General features: G+C 42.0%; 32 protein-coding genes and 2 tRNA genes. 11 read left to right on the forward strand and 23 right to left on the reverse strand.

Annotated elements, in window-relative coordinates; translation table 11 throughout:
* Positions 1-8 precede the first annotated feature (8 nt).
* Positions 9-1,145 carry a lysoplasmalogenase gene (locus ACSFC1_RS01530; protein ID WP_435564373.1) on the forward strand — a complete coding sequence of 379 codons (1,137 nt, stop codon included), beginning with the start codon at positions 9-11 and terminating at the stop codon, positions 1,143-1,145.
* Between the two features lie 311 nt (positions 1,146-1,456).
* Entirely contained in the window at positions 1,457-2,032 is a 576-nt protein-coding gene (locus tag ACSFC1_RS01535; RefSeq protein ID WP_435564374.1) for a phospholipase D family protein, read from the forward strand.
* Positions 2,033-2,120: 88 nt separating this feature from the next.
* Here the strand turns inward: ACSFC1_RS01535 and ACSFC1_RS01540 are convergent, their stop codons facing one another.
* Entirely contained in the window at positions 2,121-2,405 is a 285-nt protein-coding gene (locus ACSFC1_RS01540; RefSeq protein ID WP_435564375.1) for a zinc ribbon domain-containing protein, read from the reverse strand.
* A 294-nt stretch (positions 2,406-2,699) separates the two neighbouring features.
* On the opposite strand from ACSFC1_RS01540, the gene ACSFC1_RS01545 reads away from it, so the two are divergent.
* From ACSFC1_RS01545 to ACSFC1_RS01555, 3 genes are read left to right on the forward strand one after another with little or no spacing between them, the layout of a single operon-like run.
* Positions 2,700-3,233, forward strand: coding sequence for a chromate transporter (locus ACSFC1_RS01545; protein ID WP_435564376.1), 534 nt, complete (start codon positions 2,700-2,702; stop codon positions 3,231-3,233).
* A 1-nt stretch (position 3,234) separates the two neighbouring features.
* The gene (locus ACSFC1_RS01550; RefSeq protein ID WP_435564377.1) at positions 3,235-3,750 is read left to right on the forward strand and encodes a chromate transporter; all 516 of its coding nucleotides are present in this window, start codon (positions 3,235-3,237) and stop codon (positions 3,748-3,750) included.
* 40 nt (positions 3,751-3,790) lie between these two features.
* On the forward strand, positions 3,791-4,312 hold the full coding sequence (locus ACSFC1_RS01555; protein WP_435564378.1) for a hypothetical protein: 522 nt from the start codon (positions 3,791-3,793) through the stop codon (positions 4,310-4,312).
* Positions 4,313-4,349: 37 nt separating this feature from the next.
* Here ACSFC1_RS01555 and ACSFC1_RS01560 read toward each other — a convergent pair whose 3' ends face one another.
* The 5 genes from ACSFC1_RS01560 to ACSFC1_RS01580 all read right to left on the reverse strand — a co-directional run bounded on the left by ACSFC1_RS01560 (position 4,350) and on the right by ACSFC1_RS01580 (position 8,458).
* Positions 4,350-5,189 (reverse strand): carbohydrate ABC transporter permease, encoded by an 840-nt coding sequence (locus ACSFC1_RS01560; RefSeq protein ID WP_435564379.1) that lies wholly within the window; start codon positions 5,187-5,189, stop codon positions 4,350-4,352.
* Between the two features lie 9 nt (positions 5,190-5,198).
* Positions 5,199-6,098 carry a carbohydrate ABC transporter permease gene (locus ACSFC1_RS01565; protein ID WP_435564380.1) on the reverse strand — a complete coding sequence of 300 codons (900 nt, stop codon included), beginning with the start codon at positions 6,096-6,098 and terminating at the stop codon, positions 5,199-5,201.
* Positions 6,099-6,131: 33 nt separating this feature from the next.
* The gene (locus ACSFC1_RS01570; RefSeq protein WP_435564381.1) at positions 6,132-7,397 is read right to left on the reverse strand and encodes an extracellular solute-binding protein; all 1,266 of its coding nucleotides are present in this window, start codon (positions 7,395-7,397) and stop codon (positions 6,132-6,134) included.
* Between the two features lie 320 nt (positions 7,398-7,717).
* A tRNA-Glu gene (locus ACSFC1_RS01575) sits at positions 7,718-7,793 on the reverse strand.
* Between the two features lie 587 nt (positions 7,794-8,380).
* Positions 8,381-8,458 (reverse strand) — tRNA-Pro (locus tag ACSFC1_RS01580).
* A gap of 442 nt (positions 8,459-8,900) precedes the next feature.
* On the opposite strand from ACSFC1_RS01580, the gene rpmE reads away from it, so the two are divergent.
* Both rpmE and ACSFC1_RS01590 read left to right on the forward strand, forming a co-directional pair.
* The gene (gene rpmE, locus ACSFC1_RS01585) at positions 8,901-9,116 is read left to right on the forward strand and encodes a 50S ribosomal protein L31 (protein WP_435564382.1); all 216 of its coding nucleotides are present in this window, start codon (positions 8,901-8,903) and stop codon (positions 9,114-9,116) included.
* Between the two features lie 32 nt (positions 9,117-9,148).
* Positions 9,149-9,511, forward strand: a complete 363-nt coding sequence (locus tag ACSFC1_RS01590; protein WP_435564383.1) for a S1 RNA-binding domain-containing protein — start codon at positions 9,149-9,151, stop codon at positions 9,509-9,511.
* On the opposite strand, the gene ACSFC1_RS01595 is transcribed toward ACSFC1_RS01590, so the two are convergent.
* The 16 genes from ACSFC1_RS01595 to ACSFC1_RS01670 form a co-directional block, all read right to left on the reverse strand.
* A complete protein-coding gene (locus ACSFC1_RS01595) occupies positions 9,508-10,710 on the reverse strand; it encodes a L,D-transpeptidase family protein (RefSeq protein WP_435564384.1) in 1,203 nt (400 codons plus the stop codon). The two genes, ACSFC1_RS01590 and ACSFC1_RS01595, sit on opposite strands and share 4 nt — an antisense overlap.
* Positions 10,646-11,827 carry a bifunctional phosphopantothenoylcysteine decarboxylase/phosphopantothenate--cysteine ligase CoaBC gene (gene coaBC, locus ACSFC1_RS01600; protein WP_435564385.1) on the reverse strand — a complete coding sequence of 394 codons (1,182 nt, stop codon included), beginning with the start codon at positions 11,825-11,827 and terminating at the stop codon, positions 10,646-10,648. Before coaBC ends, ACSFC1_RS01595 begins: the two co-directional genes overlap by 65 nt.
* 1 nt (position 11,828) lies before the next feature.
* Positions 11,829-12,059: a DNA-directed RNA polymerase subunit omega gene (locus ACSFC1_RS01605; protein ID WP_435564386.1), complete on the reverse strand. Its 231-nt coding sequence runs from the start codon at positions 12,057-12,059 to the stop codon at positions 11,829-11,831.
* The gene (gene gmk / locus ACSFC1_RS01610) at positions 12,040-12,678 is read right to left on the reverse strand and encodes a guanylate kinase (protein WP_435564387.1); all 639 of its coding nucleotides are present in this window, start codon (positions 12,676-12,678) and stop codon (positions 12,040-12,042) included. The genes ACSFC1_RS01605 and gmk overlap by 20 nt, the downstream gene beginning before the upstream one ends.
* Positions 12,679-12,682: 4 nt before the next feature.
* A complete protein-coding gene (locus ACSFC1_RS01615) occupies positions 12,683-12,958 on the reverse strand; it encodes a DUF370 domain-containing protein (protein WP_435564388.1) in 276 nt (91 codons plus the stop codon).
* A 21-nt stretch (positions 12,959-12,979) separates the two neighbouring features.
* On the reverse strand, positions 12,980-13,858 hold the full coding sequence (locus ACSFC1_RS01620) for a YicC/YloC family endoribonuclease (RefSeq protein WP_435564389.1): 879 nt from the start codon (positions 13,856-13,858) through the stop codon (positions 12,980-12,982).
* A gap of 97 nt (positions 13,859-13,955) precedes the next feature.
* Positions 13,956-16,154: a BamA/OMP85 family outer membrane protein gene (locus tag ACSFC1_RS01625; RefSeq protein ID WP_435564390.1), complete on the reverse strand. Its 2,199-nt coding sequence runs from the start codon at positions 16,152-16,154 to the stop codon at positions 13,956-13,958.
* The gene (locus tag ACSFC1_RS01630) at positions 16,151-16,705 is read right to left on the reverse strand and encodes an ATP-binding protein (protein WP_435564391.1); all 555 of its coding nucleotides are present in this window, start codon (positions 16,703-16,705) and stop codon (positions 16,151-16,153) included. The genes ACSFC1_RS01625 and ACSFC1_RS01630 overlap by 4 nt, the downstream gene beginning before the upstream one ends.
* Positions 16,696-17,409: a PHP domain-containing protein gene (locus ACSFC1_RS01635; RefSeq protein WP_435564392.1), complete on the reverse strand. Its 714-nt coding sequence runs from the start codon at positions 17,407-17,409 to the stop codon at positions 16,696-16,698. Before ACSFC1_RS01635 ends, ACSFC1_RS01630 begins: the two co-directional genes overlap by 10 nt.
* Positions 17,406-17,738 carry an iron-sulfur binding hydrogenase gene (locus ACSFC1_RS01640; protein ID WP_435564393.1) on the reverse strand — a complete coding sequence of 111 codons (333 nt, stop codon included), beginning with the start codon at positions 17,736-17,738 and terminating at the stop codon, positions 17,406-17,408. Before ACSFC1_RS01640 ends, ACSFC1_RS01635 begins: the two co-directional genes overlap by 4 nt.
* A complete protein-coding gene (locus tag ACSFC1_RS01645; protein WP_435564394.1) occupies positions 17,735-18,682 on the reverse strand; it encodes a CBS domain-containing protein in 948 nt (315 codons plus the stop codon). Before ACSFC1_RS01645 ends, ACSFC1_RS01640 begins: the two co-directional genes overlap by 4 nt.
* A 3-nt stretch (positions 18,683-18,685) precedes the next feature.
* The gene (locus ACSFC1_RS01650) at positions 18,686-19,039 is read right to left on the reverse strand and encodes a hypothetical protein (RefSeq protein WP_435564395.1); all 354 of its coding nucleotides are present in this window, start codon (positions 19,037-19,039) and stop codon (positions 18,686-18,688) included.
* Complete coding sequence (thyX, locus tag ACSFC1_RS01655; RefSeq protein WP_435565961.1) at positions 19,036-19,692, reverse strand: FAD-dependent thymidylate synthase; 657 nt, start codon at positions 19,690-19,692, stop codon at positions 19,036-19,038. Before thyX ends, ACSFC1_RS01650 begins: the two co-directional genes overlap by 4 nt.
* The gene (folE2, locus tag ACSFC1_RS01660) at positions 19,692-20,474 is read right to left on the reverse strand and encodes a GTP cyclohydrolase FolE2 (protein WP_435564396.1); all 783 of its coding nucleotides are present in this window, start codon (positions 20,472-20,474) and stop codon (positions 19,692-19,694) included. The genes thyX and folE2 overlap by 1 nt, the downstream gene beginning before the upstream one ends.
* Entirely contained in the window at positions 20,475-20,834 is a 360-nt protein-coding gene (gene queD / locus ACSFC1_RS01665; protein WP_435564397.1) for a 6-carboxytetrahydropterin synthase QueD, read from the reverse strand.
* 66 nt (positions 20,835-20,900) lie between these two features.
* Positions 20,901-21,080, reverse strand: a complete 180-nt coding sequence (locus ACSFC1_RS01670) for a hypothetical protein (protein WP_435564398.1) — start codon at positions 21,078-21,080, stop codon at positions 20,901-20,903.
* A gap of 72 nt (positions 21,081-21,152) precedes the next feature.
* Here ACSFC1_RS01670 and ACSFC1_RS01675 point away from each other — a divergent pair, with 72 nt between their 5' ends.
* The 4 genes from ACSFC1_RS01675 to ACSFC1_RS01690 are packed head-to-tail and all read left to right on the forward strand — an operon-like array spanning position 21,153 to position 25,273.
* Positions 21,153-21,971 carry an Mrp/NBP35 family ATP-binding protein gene (locus ACSFC1_RS01675; RefSeq protein ID WP_435564399.1) on the forward strand — a complete coding sequence of 273 codons (819 nt, stop codon included), beginning with the start codon at positions 21,153-21,155 and terminating at the stop codon, positions 21,969-21,971.
* Positions 21,968-23,089 (forward strand): MFS transporter, encoded by a 1,122-nt coding sequence (locus tag ACSFC1_RS01680; protein ID WP_435564400.1) that lies wholly within the window; start codon positions 21,968-21,970, stop codon positions 23,087-23,089. The genes ACSFC1_RS01675 and ACSFC1_RS01680 overlap by 4 nt, the downstream gene beginning before the upstream one ends.
* Positions 23,076-24,101, forward strand: coding sequence for an AI-2E family transporter (locus ACSFC1_RS01685; protein WP_435564401.1), 1,026 nt, complete (start codon positions 23,076-23,078; stop codon positions 24,099-24,101). The genes ACSFC1_RS01680 and ACSFC1_RS01685 overlap by 14 nt, the downstream gene beginning before the upstream one ends.
* Positions 24,102-24,103: 2 nt before the next feature.
* Positions 24,104-25,273 (forward strand): hypothetical protein, encoded by a 1,170-nt coding sequence (locus ACSFC1_RS01690; protein WP_435564402.1) that lies wholly within the window; start codon positions 24,104-24,106, stop codon positions 25,271-25,273.
* Here ACSFC1_RS01690 and ACSFC1_RS01695 read toward each other — a convergent pair whose 3' ends face one another.
* Positions 25,274-26,689, reverse strand: coding sequence for an MATE family efflux transporter (locus tag ACSFC1_RS01695; protein WP_435565962.1), 1,416 nt, complete (start codon positions 26,687-26,689; stop codon positions 25,274-25,276). It abuts the gene before it with no gap.
* Between the last annotated feature and the right edge of the window lie 117 nt (positions 26,690-26,806).

The raw sequence follows: 26,806 nt of genomic DNA on the forward strand, positions 1-26,806 counted from the left end.
GTGACCAAGTGCAAAAGAAGACCTTCATTTTTGTCATCTTGGTATTCGTCGTTTTGGGGTTCGGGGCGAGGATAAAGATTCCAACTTTTGACAAAGAGAACTCAGTTCATGCAATCTATTCATATGAAGATGCTGACAAAATCGAGATAACCGTTGTTTTTTGGGACGAGGATCATCCAAAACCATTCACCGACTTTATTTACGATCTGTACAGGTTCTTCAAGTGGGGACGTTTTTATGATATAGAGACCTTTTTCATTTTTGAAGATCATGTTGAATTCAAAGACGATTTCTGTGATTCGCGGTCGTATTTTCAGACTGAGAATTTACACAACAAGGCACAGGTACCAATTGAGAGTTTCGAGACAGAAGACGGACAAATAGTGATCTATGTCAGCACATGGAATCATATGTTTTCAAACAAACCTTTGCAGAACATCGAATACGCTTCGTTTGATTTGGGTAACTTGAAAGGAACAAGGCAAGATGCTGAAAAGATCTACAGTTGGCGCAGTGGTTTAAGATTGAAGGCAACTTTTTTTCTGTCTCTCATTATGGCCGTTCTTGCTATGCTGACGATTATTTTCAAGAAGAAAAACAAGAGCGCTGTGATACTAAAAGCGTTAACGACTTCTTGTGCGATTGTGATAGCATTCTTGAATGCCAGTGGCAAAGAGTGGCTTGTCTTCTTTGGATTGCTCTTTGGTCTTCTCGGAGATATCTTCTTGGAGAAACCAGAAGGCTTTTTACGCGGAATGATCGCCTTCCTATTGGGGCATTTATTCTACAGCCTTGCTTTTGTTTCAGAGTTTTCTTTTCCAGCTTTTCATTTTGTTTTGATCGTCTTTGGCTCGCTGTTGTTTTTGTACTTTGTGGTTCTTCACAAACATCTTGGTGAGATGAGGTTGCCAATCTTTGTGTACGTGCTCGTGATTGGTTGGATGTTCTGTACGACATTTTCAGTCCTAAACGAGCAAATCTATTTTCTAAGAGTGCTTCTACCACTTGCTGGAGGCCTCTTCGTTTTTTCAGATTTCTGCTTAGCTGTAGACAAATATGTTCGTGAGATACCAGCGCGCGATGCGATAGTGCTCGCAAGTTATTTCGTATCTCAGTGGATCATCTCACTCTCCACTATTTTCTGAATTGGAAAAGTTTTTTCCTTCTCTTAGCGAAGATAAGTGTATTGAAGTGCGCTTTTCAAAAGAGGTCGTGAATGTGATAATAGTGAAACAATTCACGAAAAATCACTTTAAGTGGTGAGCATTTTTTGAAATCTCTATTATGATAGAAATCGGAGAACGAACTTTGCAGTAGAAACTCTTCGATATCAAAGATTCACGAATAATTTCGGCGACCAGCAACCTTTCTCATAGATCAACACCTTCTCGCGGGATTGTGGGGCCCCCCAACGAGGCCCCTATTTTTTGTGATACAATTTACAGAGGGAACTACCATGAAAAGGATCGTTCTTTCACTTCTGCTGCTTTGTACTCTTCTGCTTGGCTTTGAGGTTGAAGTTCTCGGCGTTTATTTTTCTCCGAAAGGTGGATCTACGAACGCAATTGTTCAGCAGATTCAACAAGCAGAAAGAGAGATCAAAGTAATGATATACTCATTTACATCCAAACCTATTGCTGATGCCCTCTTGGAGGCTTTTTACAGAGGAATACACGTTGAGATTATTATAGATGAGGCAAATGACAGATCAAGATATTCTCAAACTCCATTTCTCCGAAAGGCTGGTATTCCTGTATATGTGGATGCCAAAGAATCCATTCACCACAACAAAGTGATTGTTATAGATGAAGAAATAGTAATCACTGGTTCTTTCAATTTCTCAAAGGCTGCCGAGCAAACAAATGCTGAAAACTTGGTGATTTTGAAGTCTTCTCAACTTGCTGCCATCTACCTTGAGAACTACGAGGTTCACAAGGCTCATTCTTACTTGGTCTTTGAAGTACCAGCAGAGATAGATGAAACTGAAACTGCCACTCCAACTGAAGATGCTACACTAATGACTATTGAATAATCACAGCTATCAAGCTGTTGTGAACTACATTCTTGATGAATCGAGGAGCTTTGGGTTCTCGATATAACCTTTAGTTGAGCCATATCGATTACTGCTGGGTGACCTCCTCAGGTTTCACTTCAAACCGCTCCAGCCCTACGAACCTTAACATATTAATCGCCGAGTTCAAATCTCTGTTCATACTGTGTCCACATACAGGACATTCATACTCTCTTTCTGACAGTCTTATCTCTCGTGTGCTTCCACAGTTACTGCATGTCTTCGTTGTGCATATTGAGCTACAGTGGCAGTAGAGAATATATAGATAATCGAACTTCACACTGTAGGTTTGCCTTAGAAATTCCTTATGAGCTTTGAACGTAGTGAGCCGCATCTTATTGCTTGCACTTTAAAAACATCAGCCAAATAGCGCAACTTCTCTCTCGCTGATTATCGATCTTTTCAACCTCCTTGCAATGGTGTACAACTCCATGAAATTGATTCAGAGGTAACTGACTTTCAAACAGTTGGTGTGGTGAGAAGATCTAAACTGGGTTACCATTTCTTTATGGTTCGATCGTCTGGATCAAGAGATGTATAAAGATGAGTTTAACAAAGGTTAAACGGACACAGAAAATGGATATGTTCGCTAAAATAACAATTGTTCTGGTGAAAGGAGTATTTCGGGATGATCAATGCCAAGCTATTGCGCAAAGTGTTTTTCACTTTCTTGAAGATTTCCGCTTTGACACTTGGCGGAGGATATGCAATGATTCCTGTGATGCAGTGGGAAGCAAAAAAACTCAACTGGCTGACGGAAGATGAGTTCTACAAAAACCTATCTATTGCTCAGTCGATACCGGGTCCTATTGCCTTTAACACGGCTATAATTATAGGCAAGCAAGTGGCAGGCATCTTAGGAGCTTTCTTGGCTGGACTCGCAATAGTTATTCCTCCATTTCTCGCAATAGTGGCTGTAGCATCTGTGATAAAGTCCTTCTCTGCCAGTGTCTATGTTCAAGGATTTCTCAATGGTTGTTATGCAGCTGTAATAGGTCTTGTTTTCAATGTTTTCTACGGCATGTTGAAGAGACAGAAGTGGGATCTTTTCAGGATTTTGGTTGTTTTAACTGGTGTGATCTTGCTGATCTTGAATTCATCTTTGCTCATATTTGTCTTTCTCGGAGTGATAGGTGTTCTCTATCTGAAAGGAGCAAAATGAGATGCTGTTGAACTTAATCCTCACGTTCTTAAAGATAGGTTTTTTCGCTTTTGGCGGTGGTTGGGCAATTGTAGGAATCCTGAGATCTGAGATGATTTCCAAGGGAATACTTTCTGCAGAAGAATTTGCTCAAGCAGTCTCGATTGCCCAGATGACTCCCGGACCTGTTGCCATAAATCTTGCCACTTACACAGGTTATAAGTACTTTGGGTTTCTCGGGGCGTTGGTCACTACATTTACCTTTCTCTTGGCACCTATAGTGATCATCTTTTTTCTCTTCGTACTCGCCAATCGAGTGAGTGTTGATAAGGAAAGATGGTCTAAGGCTTTGGCAGGTATCACCACAGTGATGGTTACGGTAACTTTGTACTCACTGGTTCTACCGAGAATAAGTGATCTATGGACGATCTTTATTGCCGCGGTGGTGTTCTTCTCTATCAATAAGTTCAAGATTCATCCTCTCATACTAATCTTTGCAAGTGGTTTTGTGGGAGTTCTTGTCTATGGCATTTTTTGATGTATAATAGATTGATCCTAAATCATGAGGGGGGATATGAATGAGAAAGCTTCTGCTGTGGTTGTTCATTGGCATTTCTGTGTTTCTTTTCGCTGCTCAGGAGACTCTAAACTTGTCTGATTTCAAGTTTTTCACCTACAAAGTTATCACAGAGGATGGACAAGAAATTTTGGCAGGTTTTACAAGCGAGAAGATAAAAAATAGTTATGAAATCACACATTGGTCAAAATTCACCGTTCCCGAAGACGAAGAACTGAGCTATGATTACTTCGCAACATCTTACTTAGCTGCGCTTTTCACTTTCGTTTATAACCCGGCGTATATGAGTTTCTTTGGTATGATCGATGTTGACAATCCAACGACGCTGAACATGTACGGTGTAAAGATCGCCTATGAAGGCGAAGAAAAGGTTGGTAAGTACCAAGGGAAAAAGTTCACCTACTATGTAAACGATAAGCCACTGATAAGCTGGGTGATTAACAAGAATGTGCCATTGGTTCTCAAATCCATTATTCATGAATCTGGTTACACCTTTGAACTGGTAGATTTTCAGAAAAGATAATATGCGATTCTGCTGATGGTCAGGTCAAAGGACAAAATCAATCCTTTCTGGCTGCGAAAAGTTCTGCGCCAGATAGAAAGTACTTTGTCAAGGCAAAGAACAAGATGAACATAGGTATGCTTGCGATTGCCGCGGCTGCCATCATAGCACCTTCGTTGGTGTATTTTTCTGTTGCGAACTGAATTATGTAAAGGGGTATTGTTTTCTTTTCGGGGCTTTGGATCACAAGCAAAGGCCAGAGAAGATTGTCCCACTGGGATCTGAAAGTCAGTATAGCTAATGTTGCAACAGCCGGCAGACTGTTGGGTAATACGATCTTCCAATATATACCAAACTCAGTTGTTCCATCGATTCTGGCTGCATCGATCAGTTCATCTGGGAAAGTCAGTAAGTACTGTCTCATCATAAAAACACCAAAGGCGCTCATCAACAGTGGGATTATTAGACCAGAATAGGTATCTTGCATACCCATTCTTGTGATGATCAAATACAGCGGGATCATAATTGCCTCAAATGGAATCATCATCGTGCTCAGTATCATCATCAAGACAAATGTGCGTCCTCTAAATTTGTATTTTGCAAGGCCATAGCCAGTTAAAGAACTCAAAAGTACTGTACCAACTGTTGTGAGAGATGCGACGAGAAAAGAATTCCAAATACTTCTCAAATAGAAGAACTTTCCGTCATTTCCCCTTATAGCTTGCCAGTAATTCTGCCAGCGGAATTCCCCAGAGATCCATGGATATGGTATCTTCATTATGTTTTTTGACGACATGATTGAAGCGGTAAACATGAAGACAATTGGGAGAACTATGAAAAGTGCAAAGACTATCAGAAAAAACCATATGAGAATATCGACAAAAATCGATTGTCTCACAAAACCACCTCAGTAACTTACGTTCTCCGTTTTAGATATCTTGATCTGTAGATAACTGAAAGACATGATTATCAAAAACAAAATCACACTCATCGCGCTGGCACGGCCTATCTGATGATCTCGAATGGCTGTGTTGTATATACTGAGTGTTATCACGTCGATAGGTTTGATGGGAGCACCGCCTTGAACGAACAAATACTGGGTGCTGAAGGTTCTCAAACATTGGATCATCGACATTACAGAGACCAACAGCGTCGTTGGTTTTAGCAACGGCAGGGTTATGTACCAAAAATCTTGCCACTTGTTCGCACCATCAATTATGGCAGCTTCATGAACAGATCTTGGGATACTCGTCATGCCGGCGACAAAGATTATCGTGAAATAACCGACGTATTTCCAAAAATAAACGATTATCGTTGCGAACCTCAACATATTTTCATTTGCCAACCAGCGATAATCCACACCTCTCGTGTTCAAGAAAAAGTTCAAAAATTGGTTTGACAACCCTCTTGGATCAAATATCAAAAGCCATATTGCCGCTGCAACGACTGATGAAAGAACTGCGGGTGAATAATAAGCCATTTGTAGAAGCTTCTGAAATCTCTTTCTGGTGAGTATCAGAGCTGCAAAAATCAAGCTGAACACAACCATTGGGACAAAGGTTCCAACGGCAAAAATCGCAGTTGCTTTGATGGAATTCCAAAAACTTTCCGATCTGAAAAGATATAGGTAATTACCAAATCCCACAAACTTTGGTGGTTTGAGCGACAAGAGTTCCTTCTTGAAGAAACTGGTCCAAAAGGCATTTGCCATCGGATAGAAACTGAAAAGAACGAAAAAGACAATCGCAGGCAAGGTGAACACAAATCCCCATGCTGCTTTCTTTCTCTCCAAGCTTCTCAGAGACATCACTCCACAAAAAGGTGGGCAGAGCCCACCTCTTTATTCTTCTTTGAGAAGTTCGTTCGCTTTCCTTTTCAGGACCTTTAATGCTTCTTCTGGCGTTGTGGTTGTCAACATCACAGATTCGACAGCTTCTTTGATCAGCTGTTCAAACTGTGGTCCTTTGGGATGAAGTGGGACGATATGAGCCTTCTCCATATCTTGCAGAAAAACCTTCGCATAAGGATAGTTCTTGAAGGTATCAGACTCTATCAGGGATTTCTTAGGTTGAATAAGCCCCACATTCAAGAGGTAATCTTCCGGATGGTTGAGCATGTAGTTTATGAATCTCCAAGCCCATTCTTGCTTCTCTTTTGAGCTTTCGGCGTTGACCATGTAGTAGTGTCCATAGTAATTGCATCGGACATCCTTGACAGCATCTTTGAAGACAGGGAATGGTACGACCATCCATTCTTTACTGTTGTAGAAGTTTGGGTTTTCTGCTTTGATTCTATCTATCTGGTATAGACCAGATAGACACATCGTGATTGTGTTGTTGTCCTTGTTGAATTCCTTTCTTGCAGCTGTGTACGTAGGAGAACCCAGGTTCTTACCATTTGGTCCCCATTCTTTCATGAATTTCAGTACTTTTAGCCAAGCCTCGTCGTTCACGATGGCAACTTTACCGTCTTCACTGAACAGAGCTCCACCAAGTTGCTCAACCATGGGCAAGAAGAATGTCAGATAGTATGGATATCGAAAGTCAAAGCCTCTTCTCTTGAGTATTTGCCCATCTCTTATGACGAGCTTCTCGCTGACCTGCATCATCTCTTCCCACGTTTTTGGATAGTCTTTTTCGGGATCAAGTCCCACTTCTCTGAAGTATTTTTTGTTGATGAAAACACTCCAATTTGTGAGTTCCAATGGCAGACCATAGATCTTGCCTTGATAGGTAACCGCATCAAGAGCTCCTTCAACATAGAGGTCTTTGAGTTCGCCAAAATCTTTCAAGCCAAGTACACTCAGATTCACTGGGGCCACTCTTTCGTTGATGATGTAGGGGTACGCATCTTGTATCTCCATGTTGAAGATGTCAGGCCCTTTGCGAGCAGCGAATGCAGTCAGCACAACTTCTCTGATCTTTGCCGATGGGTATGTCACGCGCGTGATCTTAACATCTGGGTACATCTTTTCAAATTCTTGGATGTACCGCTCCTCCAGAGGAGTCCTGTTTGGATCTTCGTGTGTCCAGAAGATTATCTCGATTCGAGCGGCGAGCAACGAGACTGACAAGACAAAGATTAACAAAACCGCTAACCACTTCATACCAATCCCCCCCTCTCTACATAGAATCAATACCTTCAACAGTATTATACCCTTATACACCTGGAAATACCAAGAGATATAGCATCTGTCACTGGTAGTGGGAATACTCTGCAAAGTTGAAGACCTTTCTGCATAAGCTGATGTGGGATTCTCTATGCTTCAAATATATTCCAATCTTGTATTGTGAGGACTTTTCTCTATGTTGAAGGTTCGTGGAAGATCTAACAAAACAAAATCTCAAGAGTGTTTAGTTTTTAGAGTGTATCTGTTGTGTCAAAAACAAAAGGGCACACAAAGTGCCCTTGTTCAAGATTTTTGGGTGGCGCCCCCAAGGGGATTCGAACCCCTGCTTCTGGCTTGAAAGGCCAGTGTCCTAGGCCGCTAGACGATGGGGGCTCAGCACAAGGTTATATTACACTATCTCACCAAAATGGTCAAGAGGTCTTTTGGTTCTGTTCGCTAAGCCTTGTGTGGCAGATCCATCTTTCTTTTCTCTCGCTTTAGTGAGAAAATGAGATTACCCAGAATAGCTCGATGCAAACGCAATTACAAATAAAGATCATCTACATTCGAAGTTTTAGGTGCTCCTTAGTCTGAGTGGGCGCAAATATAAAGATTTAGACAGTATCAAGTGAATTCAAGAAACGGACTGTACAAATTAGAGAATTCTGAGCGAGTGATGGTGTTATTTTTCACACGCTGTATTGGTGATTGACTAACTGAGAATCACACAATCTTTGCCCTATGCGTAGAGTCAGAAGACAGCTGATTTGGCGTGGTATGTTAGAATGCTTCGATAATCGTGCAAAGAGCCTTAGATTTTGAAAAAGATGAATAAAAGCGTTCAGCAAAACTCATACTAACGGACAGTTTATCTGTTCTTCTGAGTCTAACAGAATGACAAAGGTTGATTTTTCTATCTACTCACAAAGTGCTTAAGAAAGCCAACCAGATTCTCAAGAAAAAAGGCGGCAGATGCCGCCTGGTCGGGGCGACTGGACTTGAACCAGCGACCTCTTGCGCCCCATGCAAGCGCGCTAGCCAAACTGCGCCACGCCCCGCGTGAATAATGATACCACTTTAGAGAAAGTATGTGAACTACCCATGACTAAAGTCGTGGGCTTCCTGCTTCATCGACCGAGCTTGCTGCTGAAAAGCTAAGGTTTGACTTCCCAGCAGTAGAAACCCAATCTCCACAGGCATAGCCATTAGGCTCGGGTCGTCCCAACCCTACATGTTTATCATAGCTTAAATCACAGAATAAATCAAGTGGGAAGATGCTATAGGTTACTCATGTCTAAAGACACGAGAATGTTGTTACGTTTCAAGTAGTAAAGGAATGAATTGAGATTTTTTTCTGAGTTGTCTTTGTTTTACACTATCTGTTGATTTTTTCTCGGCAAAGTGATATCATTTTTTGGAAATTGTCGCTTCAGTTGACTGTTATAAATTGTGTGATATGATTGATAAGGTAAACAAGAAGTTTGGAGAGGTGATATAAGAATGAAGGAAAAGATACATCCAGAGATGAAGTTTCTTACGGTAAAGTGCGCTTGTGGTGCAGAGCATAAGTTTTACACAACAAAGGAGAACGTGAGAATAGACGTGTGCTCCAGCTGTCATCCGCTGTACAAGGGACTTTCAGGCGCGAGCTTGGTAATAGACACCGAAGGTAGAATCGAAAAATTCCGCCGCAAATACAAAGGTAAGCAATATTGAAGGCAATACATTCTTCAAGGAGGGGCATTTTTGTGACAAAGGTTGGAGACGTTGTGAAGAGCAAGGTAACTCAAATCACTAAGTTCGGAGCAGTAGTCACACTCGAGAGTGGAGAACCAGGTTTTATTCACATTTCCAAGATTGCGAATCAGTATGTGAAGAACGTCGAGGATTTTCTGAAGCAAGGTCAAGAGGTCACCGCAAGAGTCATCGGTAAGACAAAGGATGGAAAGTGGGAACTTTCTCTGAAAGAGCAGAAAGGTACCGAGGAACAGAAAAGTGCAGGTTCAAGCAAGGCAGATTTTGAGAGAAAACTCGCTAAGTTCATGAAGGAAAGCGAGAGAAGAATGGCAGAGTATCGCAAGAGGGTAGAGAAAAAGGGTGGGAGGTTCTAAAGAAGATCCTCAAGTCTTTCAGGAAAAGGTTCTGTGTTTCTAATGACTATTATTTTAGTTCCAACGTCGACAAAGGCATCCAAGGTTTCCACATCTTGATTCAACATACGTACGCAACCGTGGGAGATTCTTTTTCCAATCTCCCACGGTTTTGTTGTACCGTGAATACCATAGGTGGGGTTCGACAGTTGCAAAAACCTTGTGCCCAAGCCATTTATGGGTGATCTTGGTGGTATGTACTCGCCATACCAGTACAACGCAGGATCGATCTCTTTCTTGGTGATCCAGTAAATTCCTGGGGGTGTAGTATCACTCTTTCCAATGGCTGCAGGAAAGGTCTTCACTAAGAAACCGTTGTAGTAAACAGCCATGCGTGCCACCATTGTGTTTATGACTACTGTTGTCAACGCGCTGTCAAATCTAACTCTTGCCAGCTTCAGCGTCGTGCCCGCGATGATCCTACTGCCGTCTTCTAAACCGTTGGCAAGCTCAAGATCTGCTATCCTTAGTCCGTAGGTGTTTGCAATTGACCAAAGCGTTTCACCAGATTTGACAAGGTGTTGATAAGGTGGTACCTGCTCGACGATATATGGTGCCGTGCTGCCTCGTAGGAAATTCGCTATTCCTCCAAGAATGAAGAGATCTCTCTTGAGCTGTTTTTTCATGCCGTATGGTAACTCAAAGTCCAATGTGATCTGGTGAATACCGTCCTTTAGTGGATTATCTGTGTAGAGGTAGAGATAACCAGAGTACGTGAAAGAGTGAAAGTTGCTGTTTTGCAGAGTACATTTGATGAATTTCCAGTCTTTTGGAATCTTCAATATCACGTACAATCTTTTGTTGTGCTGAGTATCGCTGAAAAGGAACAATTCCGGTTGTTCTCTGAAGGTTGTTATTCTCAAAACAGTAGGATTGGTCCCGGTCATAGGACTGTGAAGAATGTTCTTTCCAGTGACTTCGGGGATTACCCAATCAGTTCTGGAAACGTCAAAAATGAAAGTCCCTTGAGAGCTTTCTTTTACAAGTCTGTGGCCGGTTTGAGTGAAAATATATGCCCTTTGAGGACCAAGCTGGGTGTAAAGTGGTTTGACAGCAAAGGTGAGTTTCTCGTTTTCAAAGGACAGAACAGTCAGTTCATGGTCTATTCCAAATGCCAACAAGCTCAAGCAGAATATCAAGAGCAATGCGCTCTTTCTCATCAGGACCAACTCTCTTTGCCATACCATCTTTCTTGAAGATAATCACGCTGTTTTTGTCACTTCCCATTGCTTCAACTTGATTGGCAACTATCATGTCAAGGTTCTTAGTGAAAAGTTTTTCTTTAGCATATTCTTCGAGTGACTCTGATTCTACTGCAAAGCCAACAAGAATCTGGTTTTTCTTTTTGCAGCCCAGATACTTCAAGATATCCGTTGTCCTTTTCATAAGTATTTGAAGTTCTTCTGCTGTCTTTTTTATCTTTGTCTTGCTTGTTTGAACCGGTGTGTAATCAGCTACAGCGGCAGCCATTATAACAACATCAACTTGCTCAAATCTTTCAACCACCGCATCAAACATCTCTTGAGCGCTTTCAATTCTAACGAATTCATCTACAAAATACGGTGGTTGGATCGATGCTGGTCCAGAGACCAATCTCACAAATGCACCCAATCTTTTTGCAATCTTCGCTAGTTCATAACCCATCTTCCCACTTGAACGATTCGAGATAACCCTCACGGGGTCGATTGGCTCCCAGGTTGGTCCAGCTGTGATGAGAATTTTCATACCTTTTAAGGGTTTTTCCCAATGAAGAATCTTGATCGCTTCCTCGACGATTTCATTCTCTGGGTATCTTCCTTTACCGTACTCTCCACAAGCGAGATGGCCCACCGTTGGTTCAAGGACCCACCAGCCTCTTTGGTTCAAAGCTCTCAAGTTCTCTTGTGTGAGTGGATTTTCGTACATTCTGTAATTCATAGCCGGCACAATCAGTTTTTTATCGCCGTTGTACGCAAGACAAATCATTGTCAGTAGATTGTCGGCAAAACCGTGAGCTATTTTTGCAATCGTATTAGCGGTCGCCGGTGCAATGACCAGTACGTCTGGCCATTTCGAGAGATCTGTGTGTGGTATGAAGCCATTTCTTATGTTAAATGAATCTGAGTCAGTATAGACCTCACAGTTTCCAACAGCTGAAAACAAATCCTTTGACACGAGTCTCTCCGCACTCTGTGTCATGATTATTTTCAGTTCATTTCCTTCTTTTCTCAGGGAACTGGCAAGCCCAGCGACCTTATAGATCGCTATGCACCCAGTCACTCCCAAAAGGATCTTCATATCACTTTACTTCTGGAAGAAGAATTCTGAGAATCTCCTCGTTCTTGATTCTTATGTAACCTTCTTGCAACTCTTTGAAGGCTATAGACACCAGATTTCCATCAGGTGTTGTTGTATATGGTTTCGCATATTCTTTCAGAGCCTCGGCTCTTTTTGCCACGGCTATTGGTACGGCATACTTGTAAGGAATTCTCTTAGACAAATAGTCGTAGTTAACGACCGGTTTGCTCATTCGTTTCACCTCCGTTTTCGAAAAATCTGTGTACTCCGAGACGATCGATAACTCTTTTCACCTTCAATTGTTCAGCAACGATTATGGAACACAACTGGTCAACCGACTCTTGTAGATTAGCATTGACTATTATATACTCGAAAACTGGGATATACGACAGCTCTTTTTTTGCGTCATCCAAACGACGCTCGAGATTTTCTTTTGTCTCAGTACCTCGGTTGATCAGTCTTTGCTTGAGAACATCGAAAGAAGGTGGGGCTATGAAAATATATACAGCTTCCTTTGCTTTTTTCATGACTGTCATGGCACCTTGAACATCTATATCCAGCAGTACGTTCTTTCCTTGATCAAGCTGGTCTTCTACGAACTTTTTCGGTGTTCCATAGTAATGGTTGTGAACAATCGCCCACTCGAGAAATTCGTCGTTCTGTATCATTTTCTTGAAGTGATCAAAATCGACAAAGAAGTAATCCTTGCCTTCTGTTTCGCTTGGTCTCCTTGGCCTTGTCGTACATGAGACAGAAAAGACCAGATTCTTAACTCTTTTCAAGGTTGCTTCGATGATGGAGGTTTTGCCGACTCCTGATGGTCCGCTGATTACATAAAGAACACCTTTCACCCTATTACCTCGCTTTGCTCAGATCTTCTTCGATCTCTATCATCGACTGTTTGAATCTCTGAGCTATTGTCTCCGGTTGAATGGCGCTGAGGATTATGTGATTGCTATCGGTGATGAGTATTGCTCTTGTCTTGCGACCATATGTTGCATCGATGAGTTTTCCCTCATCTTTTGCTTCATCCTTCAATCTCTTGAGTGGTGCAGATTCTGGATTCACGATTGCTATCACTCGGTCACCAGAAATCACATTTCCGAAACCTATGTTGATCAGACCGTACATCGCGGACCGCACCTCCCAATGTCATTCGATATTTTGGACCTGCTCTCTGAACTGAGAGATCAATACCTTTGCTTTCAAAGCACCATCTATGATCCTTTGATCTTGTGACTTGGACAAAATCGTGTTAACCTCTCTGAACATCTCTTGAGCTAAAAAGTCCAGATGGTTTCCGACCGATTCATTCGAGAGTAATAGTTTCTGTGCCTTCTGGAGATGGCTTTCCAGTCTGGCAACTTCTTCGCGGATGTCCGTCTTCTGAACAGCTAAGACAACAGCATTTTCGAGCAAACCTTCGTTCAGTTGGACGGTATCTTCAAGTAATCTCTGGATATCTTGTTTGATTCTTTCTTTGAGCAAAAGCGGGGCTTCCTGAGAGATCTTGAGTACATCTTTCTGAAATTCAAACAACTGCCGGATAACTCTGAGTAAGTCTTCAGTGAGCTTCGATCCTTCCGAAACCTTATCTTCGTCCAGCGATCTGAGAGCTTCATTTAATACCGATGTCACGATGCTGAATATTTCTTCTTCTTGCTGCTGCGGTAATTCAAACCTGATCAATTCACGGAATCTCAAGAGATTCTCAAGGTTGACTGGTTCTGGTATCCCGAGTTGGGTTACTAAGTTCTCAAGGGCTTCGTAATAACTTCTCGCCAAGCCATAATCGATCCTCACAGCGTCAATCGGCGTTAAAAACTCAATGTATATCCTTATTGTAACCTTTCCACGCTTGATTACGCTTTGAGCCAATTGTATTATTTCTTTTTCTCGAGCAGACAAGTAAGAAGGTATTTGAAGATCGGTGGTGAAATATTTCGAGTTCAAAGACCTGATCTCACATGAGACTCTGTACTTGTCCTTTACCTTATCGAGTTTTGAATAACCTGTCATGCTTTTTGCCAAAATTCCATCACCTACACCCAATTATAGCATTCTTTGAGAAAAAATTCCGACTATTGCCCAGAAAGGTTACGATTTCTTCTTTTCACACTTGGTTTCTTTAGAAAGCTGCACCAAACCTAAAGAACGGTTTGAAGTTTTCAAAGGTCCAATTCCCATCAAAGTCGTAAGCCACGCCGAAGCCCAGAACACCAAGCATCGGTAAGGCTATGTCCAGCTCAGGTCCAGCGGTGAACTTTACATTTGTTTGCTGCAGGCTATTGCCGGTTCCGCCGACGTCGACAAAAGCAAGAACGTACATTGGCACAGTTTGGGATTTCAAATCATATCTCAATTCGAAGGTACCAAGCCAACCAGCTTTCGCCTTTGCACTGTCGGTACCTCTTACAGAGTTCACACCATAAAAGGTGATAGTCTCTTGTATTGTGCCGGAGACCTTGTATTTTTCTAAGAAAAGTGATGAAGCAAAACCTCTGACAGCGACTGATAAGATATCTTGATAAACTGGTATGTAGATCCTCACATCAAGTCTTGCCTTCCAGTAATCCCTGTCGTCAAGAATTCCAAACAATCCCGCTTTATCCAAGTTGACGTGCAGATATCGTCCTTCGGTTGGATAGATCGCGTTGTTTCGAGTGTCATAAGAGTAGTTTCCAGACAGTATAATGGTATTCTCGTCCGCACTCAACAATGAGTAATACCTGTACTCGTATGTTATACCAGCACCGAACGCATGACCTTGCGAACGCAATGTAGTGAAATTGCCTCCGACCTTGAAGATGTTCGTAAGAGACGAATCCGCTGTTGTGTTCTCATAGCTTATGAGTGCGCCGAGTGTCGCCGGCAGTTCGAAGGGTTTTCTTATAGAGTACTCGAAGGTGACGGTCTTCGTCTGTAAACCAAGTTCACCCGAGATCGAAAAGCTCTGTCCATAACCGAATGGATTTATGGCTGAGAGTGTGACTTGCCCGACGAATCCCTCATACCATTCTTTGCCAGCGAATGGAGTCCATGATATACCGCCTGAAAGGTCGAATTTCCTCTTTTTCTCGGCAATCTCTATGACTACATTCACATTTGTCGCTTCCATCGTTCCTGTGGGATAAACGCTCACAGATTCGAAAAACTGTGTTCGGTTCAAAGCTGATGATGTGTCATAAAAGTCTTGCTTTTTGAGTGCTTCACCTTTTTCGAAGGTTATTAGATCGTCGATCACGTATTTCTTTGTTATCTCGAAACCTTTGAACTCAACGTCTGAGACATATTTTTCGAAGATCTGGAAGGTGAGAACATTTCCTCTTTCTGCAGCAAGAACATAGGTCATCAAATATCCCTTGCTCTCGTAATATTCGACGATTGCCTGCATTGCCTTGAGCACATCGACATTGTAGAGAATTTGTTCTGGTCTAAACGACAAGATGGCTTCAAGTTCTTTAGTGGGAATCAATGTGTTGCCAATGATTTCGATCTTTTCAAATTGTTTTCCATCACTGACAACTTTCTTCAAGACAGTATTGATCTTCAGAACCGCTGTTTTTTCATCTACTCCGTCGATGCTGACTTTTTCGAAATTCATCGACGTGTTAGCGTCGAAATACACATACTTGCTCAGTACACTCATTACTGAAGATATGTTTTCAACCTTTGGATAGCAGCGTTTTATATCTTTTGTAAAGATTCTCAGAAAACCCGGTGTCGTGTAATAGTCTTTCAGTGTGTCTATCTTGATCTGTTGTCTGATCTTTGAAAAATCCAGACCGTCTGTTTCCCCCTCGAAATACACTTCCCACAGAGCGTACTCAACAACATTAAATACGTAGACGCCATCTTTGAAATCGCCGCTGATTTCAACGAGAAAGTATCCAGCCTCATCGAATTTGTCTTTTATCGCTTGGAGAGATTCTCTAACTTTTGTGATACTCAATGCCTTGTTTTTTTCCACCTTCACGACTGCTTCAAGATCGCTCTTTTTTATCAAATCAGGTCCTTCTACAGTGATCTGCCAGTCTTTCACAACAGGATTCTCCTGAAGGTGGATTTCCAGAACATAACCAGCCGCTGTTGTAATAGCTTTTGGTTCAAGTGAAGAAAAATATCCAGTGTCGAAGATCTTTTTCAGAAGGTCTTGAACACCTTGATCAGTCAGTTCAACATTCAGATAGTCTCTCGCTAATTGTCTCAGCTCAGAGGCTTCCACAGTTTCCAATCCCAGGAATTTCAGATCGTTTATAACCACTGCCGATACAACAGAACAAAAACAAATAAGGACTGTCAGTAAGAAAATGAACCTGAGCTTCATCGTTGCACCTCCTCAATGATGCTTCTTTCGAGTTCTTCAACGGCTTCATATACGAATTTCATTGCTGAAGGTGAAGACAGATCTTTCAAGAATTCTTTGAGCTGAGTGCTCGACACAGAGTACTCGTTACCATCTCTTGATCTGTACACGACTAATTCTATATCATTTGAGGTCAAGAGTAACGTTGAAATTGCATCCGCAAGATTTCCGATTTCCTGACAGTCGATATGACTTGTATCAAAACAGGCTTTTACAGTTGTTCCGAGCCCTTTAGTACTATGAATTTGTACAGTCCCTCCAGTTGCTTCTGCTGCTTGTTTCAAGAACGGCAGTCCAAAACCCACTCTTCTTATTCTTGGATCTCGTGTCGTATAGAATGGGTCAAAGATCTTTTGTAGTTGTAATTCATCCATTCCTTTTCCATCATCTTGGACCTCAAAGCAGAACCAGTTTTGGTTTTGCTCTATTTTCAAATAGATCCTTTTTGCTTGTGCGTTGAATGAGTTTTGCACTATGTCCATAATATGATCGGCAATCGTTCTCAGTCCCATATCGATAAGATCCTCTCTCTGTTTGGCGAAATCAAAATGCTGAACAGTTCTTGAAGGCTTAAGGTCTCGGCTGCAAATCTCGTGAATCTGCACCCAATTTCATCAAGGCTATGGGCATCAGAGTTACTCATGACAACTAAACCTGATTTAATAGCATCTTCCCAACCTTGTTTACTCCGTGCCTCAACTATTTTGACTCGTTCATCTCTTGGAAAAATACCCAGTTGGTAGAGAACGCCAAAACGCCTCTCGATATGAGCATAAACAGGTATCCCTCCATGTTCACAAATCATCCCCACAAGATCGTTCAAAGATATCTGAAGTGCCACACCATAGAAGCGATCTTCCAATCTCTGAAAATTATCGTTCTCATCCACCGCGATCTCGTAGCCCATCAGTTCTGGATTGTAATCTACTCTCATCAAGAGTTTCTTCACTCTTTCACAGAAATTGGAAGTCTTCTCGATTGAATCGAAGTAAGCAAGTACATGAACCTCTTCGGCTGAAGTGAGCTCAACTCCTGGAATGAGTAAGTTTTTCAATTTTCTGGAGAAGCTCATCAGATTATCACATGCATTGTGATCGGTTATCGATATCGCATCAAGTCCCCTCTCGACTGCTATCTTGGCGACAAGACTTGGTACCATGGTTATCTCAGCGCACGGGGATAAGCATGAGTGCACATGCAAATCTGCCTTTATCATGGTTTAATACCAATCGAATAAAGCAAACCTGCTACCTCAAATGGAGATTTCTTCGATTTGAGAAGACAGATCTTCTCGTGTTCAGCCTTCAGTAAGGTTTCTTGAGGGTAATTGTGATCGTTGCAAAGAACAACTGCCTTGATGCCAGATATCGCGGCAACAGCTACTATGTTCACATGTGACTGTACCGTGACCCAAATTGAGGAAGGTTTTGCATGTGACATCACTTCGCTTAGAAGATCGCCACAACAACCATGAAAGACTTCTTCCTCGCAATTTCCACAACACACTTCCAAACCAACTTTCTCGATAACTTCTGAGATTTTCACATCTTTGCCTCCCTTCCCCGTATGAATTCCATTTCCACCACTACACCAGCACCTACCTTTGACATGACGATCATGTTGTCAGAGCACCGTTTCATGTTCGCAAGCCCCATCCCTGCTCCAAAACCAAGTTCTCTGACATAATCAGGGGCGGTGGAATAACCTTCTCTCATTGCGAGTTCGACGTCCTCGATACCTTTTCCAGTGTCTTCAACTCTCACGAAGATACTTTCTGGTTTTATGAAACAGTATATAGAACCAGTACTGCCACTGTGTATCACCACATTTGTTTCGGCTTCGTATGTGGCTATTGCTACTCTTCTCGCTGTTTTCTCGTCAATACCTTTAGAAAGCAAGAACTGTCTCAGCCGTGATGCACCAATTCCCGCCAAGTTTATGTCGAAATAATCTATTGAAAAATAGAAATCTGCACCGGATTTATCAAGCTTTTCACCTGTGAGCAGTGATCTTCCAAAATAATCTGGGCTTTCGAGAACTTCACGTCGTCTTTCATCGTGTAGATAAACCAAACCCAACTTTGCCAACAAAGCCATCATCACATCGTTCTTGGTCACTATTCCAACGAGCCTGTTATTTGAATCGATGACTGGGAATCTTCCGTAAGACCATTTTTCAAAGATCTCTATTACATCTTTGAGTGTTGCATCACTTCTTATTGAAATCACATTCCTCGTCATCCTGTTTTCGACGGTATCGTCGATGTAACCACCTTCGAGAGCCTTAATTATGTCTTCTATGCTCACTATACCAACGAGTTTCCTCTGATTGTCGACCACGGGAAGGCCTGAGATTCTCTTTATACGCAAGATTTCTTTTACCTGTCTTAGAGTCCTATCCGGTCTAACAGAGATGACATTTTGATTCATCACTTCGGTGATCGGCATATCTACGAAGTAACTCTGTACACGATCGAGTACTTTTTCCATCAACTACACTCCCCAGATGGGTTTGAGCTGTCTGTTGTACAATCGCCCACAAGCCTCAAACATCGTCATTTTGGTTACGGCGAGGACGACGCCTGTTGTCTTAGCCATTTCTATTGTTTCACTCGGTAATGAATCCTTTCGGACCACGACAACGGCTTGTATTCCCACGACGTCGGCAGTTCTAATGCTCTGTGGAGTTGTCAATCCAGTCAGCAAGATCATACTTGGTCTTGCTATAGCCAAGACTTCGCTCATCAGGTCTGAAGCTGCGACGTATTCAAATTCAAGCTGGTCCACTTTTTCTTCACAAGCGAGTACCTTTGCCTTCAGTTCGCTCAGTATCTCGGATAGTCTCACGGCTCCACCTCCTTTAGTAGATCACCTGTGTAACGGTATTTAACGAAAGCCTCAAAGGTCCATGGACATAGTTGCTTGAATATTCGTGCCACGGCAACCGCAAACTGCTGCATTTCCCACTGTGCATGTGAATCAGCTCTGAGTGAGAGAAAGTTCATTAGGCTCCTCGCATTGATAGTCCAAAGGAACTGTGTGTAGGTGGCGAGAGGTAGAACTAATCTTGCCAATTCCCTTTGAAAACCCATTTCGAGCAACTTCTTGTACTGCTCATAAGATCTTTCGTAAGATTCTTCAAAGATCTGTTGTACACTGCGGTTATCGGAATTCATGTTACCTCTCTTCTCAAGATCTGGAATGTAGAACTCATCTGCCATTTCAGTGTATCTGCCGCTCAACTCGTTATAAGAAGCTATTCGATGCCTCATCCACTGTCTTGCAACGAAAACGGGACATTTCACATGAAAGGTAAAAACGATGTGTTCAAATGGAGATTCATGTCCACTTTTCATGAGATGTTCCAGTAGTCTTTTATCTCTTTCTTCGTCTATGGGCTCTCTGCCATGTGAAATCCTCGCTGCTCTAACCGCTGAAAGATCTGTGCCCATACTATCAACGAGTTTTACAAAGCCTTTGTCGAGTACTTCTATTGTAATCACCTTGATTCCTCCTTGTTCTTGGTAACGCATGCATATGCGTTGTGATCGTGTATAGATTCAAAACTTTCTACTTCAACCCTATACCAAGAGATTCTCTGGTCGTTGTTCAATCTAAGCGCGATCTCTCTTGCTACATCTTCAACGAATCTCGGATTATCATAAGCGTGTTCTGTAATGAATTTCTCGTCAACTCTTTTCAGAATGGTGTAAACAGGTGAACTAGCACTCTCCTCTGCGTATTCTATCAATTCTTCGAACCAAATGAGCTTTTTCGATCTCACGTGTATCCAGACGATCGCTCTCTGGTTGTGTGCACCTCTTTCACTGATTTCTTTCGAACACGGACAGAGCGTCAAAACAGGTACACCGACTGAAACGGTGAAATCATATGTGTTTGCTGATTTTTGACCATCGATTCGGCAGATGTATCTTGTGAAACTTTCGTGCTTTGAAACAGGTGCCTTTTTTAGCACGAAGTATGGAAACTCGATTTCAACTCTCGCAACGCTCGCATTCAAAGTGGCTCTCAACTCTTCAAGCATCTCTCTTATGATCTTTGGATCTATTCCAAGGCGATATTTGTTCAAAACTTCAACAAATCTGCTCATATGAGTACCCCTGAATTCAACTGGTAGATCGACGTACATGTTGATAATTGCCACAGTGTCTTGATAACCGTCTTTCTTATCCATCACCGTTACGGGGTAACTCAGATTCTTTATACCAACCCTTTGCAGATACACATTTCTCATATCTGGTTGGCTTTGAACGTCTTTCATTCACTCACCTCTGTAAGTTACGAAAGCGGTTTCACTTTCCCAAATGATGATTTCGTACAACTTGTATCTGTCACAACTCAGTCTATCTTTCAGTCTATGCCATATCCACCTTGCTATATTCTCCGCAGTTGGTTGATTTATTATATCGTTCAGATAGTTGTGGTCAAGCTGAAGCAGTATTTCTTTCTGAACTGTCTCTTTGAACTGTACGAAATCTATTATCATACCTTCTTCATCTGGTTCGCCAGACAGTGTTACTCTGAGTCTGTAGGTATGACCATGTAGTGATTCACATTTTCCGTGATATCTTTCAAGTTTGTGAGCTGCATCAAAAGTGAAATCTCGCGAAATCAAAAACATCCTTTCAACTCCTTTTTCTCTTTCATCATTACGACAATAATAGCAAATGAAGATTCAAAAAGTTTATCAGAAGCAAACAGACAAAGCAACTGCAAGTTGCTCTCTGATGTTCAGTGATTCTTTCACATATCTTGAATTCTTCATGAGATTAATAGGTTCCGTTTTTGGTAGGAATCTTGAGGGATTATTCAGAGTTCTGGTTTTAGCATCGATTATTTCAAATCTTTCAGAAATGTTTTTCACCATCGAGAATTCCTCCTCATGAATTGATTCTATCATTTGCAAACAGTGTAGAATATCTTAAAGAGGTGAGAGAGGATGGAACAAACTGACAGATTTGCTCAGATCAAGGAGAGGCAGAAGAGAATCGAAGAGAATCTATCTCAAATCAACCACAAGATAGCCGTTCTCAGTGGAAAAGGCGGTGTTGGGAAGACAACCGTTGCTGTGAATCTCGCCGTGGCTTTAGCAGAGGAAGGATTTGAAGTAGGGCTTGCCGATCTGGACATTCACGGTCCTGACGTCGCGCGTATGCTTGGGTTAATGGATGAGCCAGTTATGCAAGATGGTTTGATCCTTCCATTGACCTATTTAACCAATCTCAAGGTTCTTTCGATGGCGATGTTGCTTGAAGATGGTCAACCTGTAGTTTGGAGAGGTCCATTGAAACACACTGTGATTCAGCAATTTCTGGGTGACACCAATTGGGGTAAATTGGATTTCTTGATATTCGATATGCCACCTGGAACTGGCGATGAGGCTCTGAGTCTTTTCCAACTCGTGAAGCTCGATGGAACTGTGATTGTCACGACACCGCAACGTGTGGCAGTTGATGATGTTGAGAGGGCGATAAATTTCGTTAATGAGATGGGACAGAAGGTACTCGGTTTTGTCACCAACATGGCGTACTTGATTTGCCCAAATTGCGGTACGAAGATCAAACCATTTGGTGAAGGAGTTGTGAATGAATTGATGCAACGAACCGGAGTGAATTGTTTGGGCGAAGTGCCGATGGATCCCGTCGTGGCTCAGTACTCAGATGTTGGTAAGCCGGTTGTTTCGTTCTTAAGAGGTTCAGAGGCTGAAAAGAGTTTCAGAAAGATTGTAGGGAATATTCTAAGAGAAGTCGGGGAGTGATTGAAATTCAACTTCTTGCGTCTGTGAGCCACTTTGTATCCGATTTTTATGTCTCCTTCTTGACACCACTTGCGCCTTACTTTATGGACAAATATCGTGTAGAAGCAAAAGATATTGCTTTGTTCATAACCTTGATCTCATTCATATCGTCCGTATTTCAAATTCTCTTTGGCTTTCTGGCACAAAAGGTCAGTAACACGAGTAGGTTTATATACATACTGACTGTTGCAACGGTTCTAATGATAAGCATAATAGAATTCGCTCCGAGTATCTTGGTTTTATTCATCATCTTCATAATTGCCTATTTCGCGAACTCAGCTTTTCATCCAGCCGGTGCGGCACTTGTGCATGGAAAATCGAAAAGAGCCGTGCCGTTTTTTGTGTCAGCAGGCACTCTTGGTGCTGCACTCGGGCCAATTTTCATAACAGTTTTTTCCTCAAAGGTGGGGTTAAGATTTCTGTGGATAGTGAGTCTGCCAATAGTTTTCTTGATGACTTTGATGGTGAGAAATGAAAGTTCAGATCGACTGGCAGTTTCAATAAGTCATGAGAAAATAACTTTCAAGCAGAAAAGGCTGTTGATCAGTCTATGGCTTTTGGTAACCATTAGAACCCTTGTCATGTCTATAGCGCATCTGTACGCACCGATTTTATCTACCCAAAAAGGGTTTTCGCTCGTCTTCGGTGGAAGTCTACTTTCTGCAGGTGTTACTGTTGGTGTTTTGACCACTGTGTTGGGTGCGGCACTGAGCAACCGATTCGGAAATCATGTCGTGAATCTTGTAAGCTTTTTTGGGATGGCATTAGCCTTACTGATTCTTGTCAGCAGCGCGAGTAAAATAGTGATGCTGCTGAGCTACATTCTCATGGATGGCTTTGGTTATCTAACTATGTCTTCGAATCTTTCTCATGCTCAAGCTGGATTGCCCAATCACACATCGTTCGCATCTTCTGTGGTTATGGGCTTTGCTTGGGCTTGTGGGACAGGGTTGAGGTTCTTTCTGATAATACCCTTTGGTAATGCTACGGACACTCTGTTCTACGTAACGGCATCAATTTCCGCTATGATGGCCTTTGTTGTACTTTTAGGAGGGAGAAGATATCTTGCCGTTAGGTGAAAAGATCGTTGAACCAAGAAAGGTAGCGATGTACTTTACTCTGCTTTACACTGTGTTTTTCGTTCTTCTGTTTCTGATCTACAAGAATTTCTTCAGCACCGTGCTGTTCACCTTCATTGCCGTTATGGTGGTAGACGCGGTGGCGAGCCTTTTGCGCAAGGTCAAGATTCCAAGAATGATGTCAACTATTTTGTCGTTGATTACTTGCTTTTCACTGCTACTTTGGGGACTGATCGCGATCATTCCAGCTGCTTTTACACAGATTGCTGACTTCTACAAACTGATATCAGATGTTGTTGAAAAACGAGCATGGGAGCAGTATATCCAAGGCAACCAAGATTTGTTGAATATGTTGAATGGTCTTGTCGATTTCATAAAACCGAGTATCAACGAGCTCGCCAACTATTTGATTAGAACTGTTGCTGGACAGATTCCTGGAGCCTTGGTAATACTGTTTTTCACAATACTCGGCACGATCTATGTCTCTCTCTATGCACGAAGTATTTTACAAGTTGTACCCTTGCTTTATCCCAAGAGGAGTAGAGACCATGTGAAGAGTTTTCTCGACGAACTTAAGATCAACATGAGAAGATTCATAGGAGTCATAGCACTGAATGCCGTTATAGTGGGAGCGGCGTTCTACATTTTGTTCAGAGCCATGAATTTGCGTTATGCACCTCTTGTCGCCTTCTGGGCTTTTCTCACCAATTTCATACCAATTGTTGGTGTCGTTTTCGAATTCATTCCAATCTTCTTGTTTTCTCTATCTCTTGGTTTGGAAGGCATGTTGTGGATTGTTTTGTTCTCGGTGCTGATACACCTTGGTGTCTTCGTGCTCTTCTTTGAGGTTATGAAAGGTTATGCGAAAGTCAATCCAGTTCTCATGATCTTCGCAATTTTGGTCACCGGGGAGATCTTTGGACCAGCTGGTGTGTTCTTCGGTGTGCCAGCTGCGGTGTTTGCGGTGGTATTCTACAAGCAGTTTCTACGTTCAGAATTTGAAAGGGATTAATGATGAAATGCGTATCACTTGCAATGATCGTTCTTTTATCCATTTGTGTTTTCGCAGGCGTCATTGACAAGGCTGGTAAAGATCCAGAGCAGAGTTGGGAAGAGTTGATAAAGCTTATAAAAACCGATCCAGATTCGAATGTGATACTGACCGAAGGTCCAAAAATATCAGCCAAGAGACGTCTTGCAAGATTCGAATCGTTCAGAGAAGCCGTTGTTGATGAAAACTTTGACAGATTTCTCAAAGATTTGGTTTTTTCAGTTGATTTGCAAGTAGATCTTTCACAAGAGGTTTTCTTGGTTTTCCCTCAGTTAAGAGATACAATAACAGCCTTTGAAAAAGACAGCTTCGAAAACTTTGAGAAGCTCAAAGGTATCTGGAAGATAGGCGTCAAAGTTTCACCGCCGAGTGACTTTGGTCGTTGGGTTGTAGATAGATTCTTGAAAGATCCCTACACAGTTGATTGGAATCTGATTGCAATGTTGAAAAATTCAGACAATGCTGAAGAGATCTCGCGACAAATTGTTGAAAGATGCTTGTTTTACCAAAACCAAGAACAGCATTTTCCATCGCTCTACAGGTTATTTGAAATCGCAAATCAGTTGAGTAGCCGGCAGCCCGATGAGTTTGAAAAGAGATTGACCACCTATATGGAAATGCTCAATATGCTGAGCAGATTTGAGCCTTCAAGGTTGAACTCTTCGGAATTTTATGCATTTCTCATGAGCTTTGATAGATTGGCTGAACCGAAAGAAGAAATCAGAAAACGTCTGATCTTCTTGATACAGTCTGCCAAGAAGATGGGAGCAGAGCTTGTATACGTTGAAACAAAAGATGAGTATATAAATTCGCTTCTTCGAGGATTAGAGAAAAAAGTCGTTAGAAGAATTCCTGTTTGGATTTGGCTGTTACTCGGTGTGATAAGTTTTGCTTCATTAGTTTTATCCATCAGTCGTTTGAAACTGAATTTTCTTTTATTCTTCAGGATGAGAAAATCAGCTATTAAGTTGTGCAAAAAGATTCTCTTGAAGAAACCTTCAGATCTGTCTATGCATTTTAAGCTGGCAATGTTGTACGAACAGATTGGCAAAGTGGATGAAGCAATAAAAGAGTATCAATGTATAAAGGATTTGAGTAAAATGCTTAGGGCACCTCAAGAAAAGGGCAGATGATCAATTCCCCGGCAAGTCACCTGATGTGGCTTTAACCTTTAATGTAGTTTTCTTTGCCCTCTTTTCCCATCTACCACTCAAATAGAAGAACAACTTTATCAAGCTTCTGAAGACTATGTCTGTCATCATTCCAATCCAAGCACCGAGTAAACCAAGATTGAAGTTTTTGACAAGAAAATAGCCAACTGGCAGTCTGATGAGCCACATTGCAATGGCGACAGTTATCATTGGGAAGGATGTGTTGCCAGTACCTCTTAGTGCGCCATTCATACAATAATCGATTGCAAGAAAGGCTTGAAACAAACCTATGAGTCTCACTGGCAACAGAGCGATGGAAATGATTTCTGCATCGTTTGTGAAAAGGGTGATCAGAAGTTTTGGAAAGGCGAAGATGAAGATCCCAACAGATACTTGAAAAATTGTTGTGAGTATCCAACCTTGTCGAACAACTCCGGCTATCTTTGTCAGTTCTCCTCTACCGTTGTAACGCCCAACGAGTGCCGTTATCGCAACAGACAAACCCATACCCGGCATGAAGGAGATTGATTCAATGTTTATCCCAACACGATGTGCTGCATAGGCTTTCGCTCCAGCCATCAACAGTATGTTGGCGAAGAGTAAAAGACCAGTTGAAAAGAGCATGTTTTCTGCCGCTGTTGGCAAACCAACGGCGAGGATATTTCCCATCGTAGTGAAATCAATCTTTCTTCCCTGTTTTTCTCGCGCGTGTAGGTTATAGCTGTTGAGTACCGCGATCAAAAGTAGGATGACTCCAACCAGGCGCGACAAAACGGTGGCAAGTGCGGCTCCTTTTGCTTCAAGTCTCGGAAAACCCAGTTTTCCAAAGATCATACCGTAATCAAGGACAATGTTCAAGGCATTTGAAATTGCTGCCACCAACATAGGAGTCTTGGTGTCTCCAGATCCTCTCAGTGCCGCCGAAAGAGTTCCCATGAAAGACATCGTCAGTATGCCAGAAAGTATTACCGTGAGATAATCAACACTCATCTGATAAACTTGTTGATCGACGTTTGGAAAGATCTTCAAGATTGTTGGAATAAAAGGGACGAAAACCATCATAGCCAATCCCCAGATCGTTGCCAAGTATAAGCCATTCCAAAGAGATCTGCTTATCATCTTGTTGTTTCTCGCGCCAACGGCATTAGATACAAGCACTGTAACACCAGTGGATGCGGCTATTAGCACGACTTGAAAGATAAAAAAGACTTGGTTTGCGAGCGATACACCACTCATTGCTTGCCAAGACAGGTGTCCCAAGAAAGCTGTGTCGACCAATCCCAAGAGCATCTGCAAAGCGTTCTCAGCCATAGAAGGCAAGCCCAACAGCAGAAGCTCTTTTCTGACTTCCCTTTTTTGAGTCTTGCTGAGATATTCCTTCAACAATGAATACTTCAGAACAAAGCCTCCAATACCATCAATAGCACTTTATCTTTTCCAAATTTAGTTCGCAGAAGTAACTTTTCGTTATATGAAGGTCGCGCAGTTGGGTAATTCATCGTATACTTTTCTTGG

Origin of the sequence: Pseudothermotoga sp. U03pept (assembly GCF_051235805.1) — a bacterium.
Classification (GTDB): Bacteria; Thermotogota; Thermotogae; order Thermotogales; family DSM-5069; genus Pseudothermotoga_B.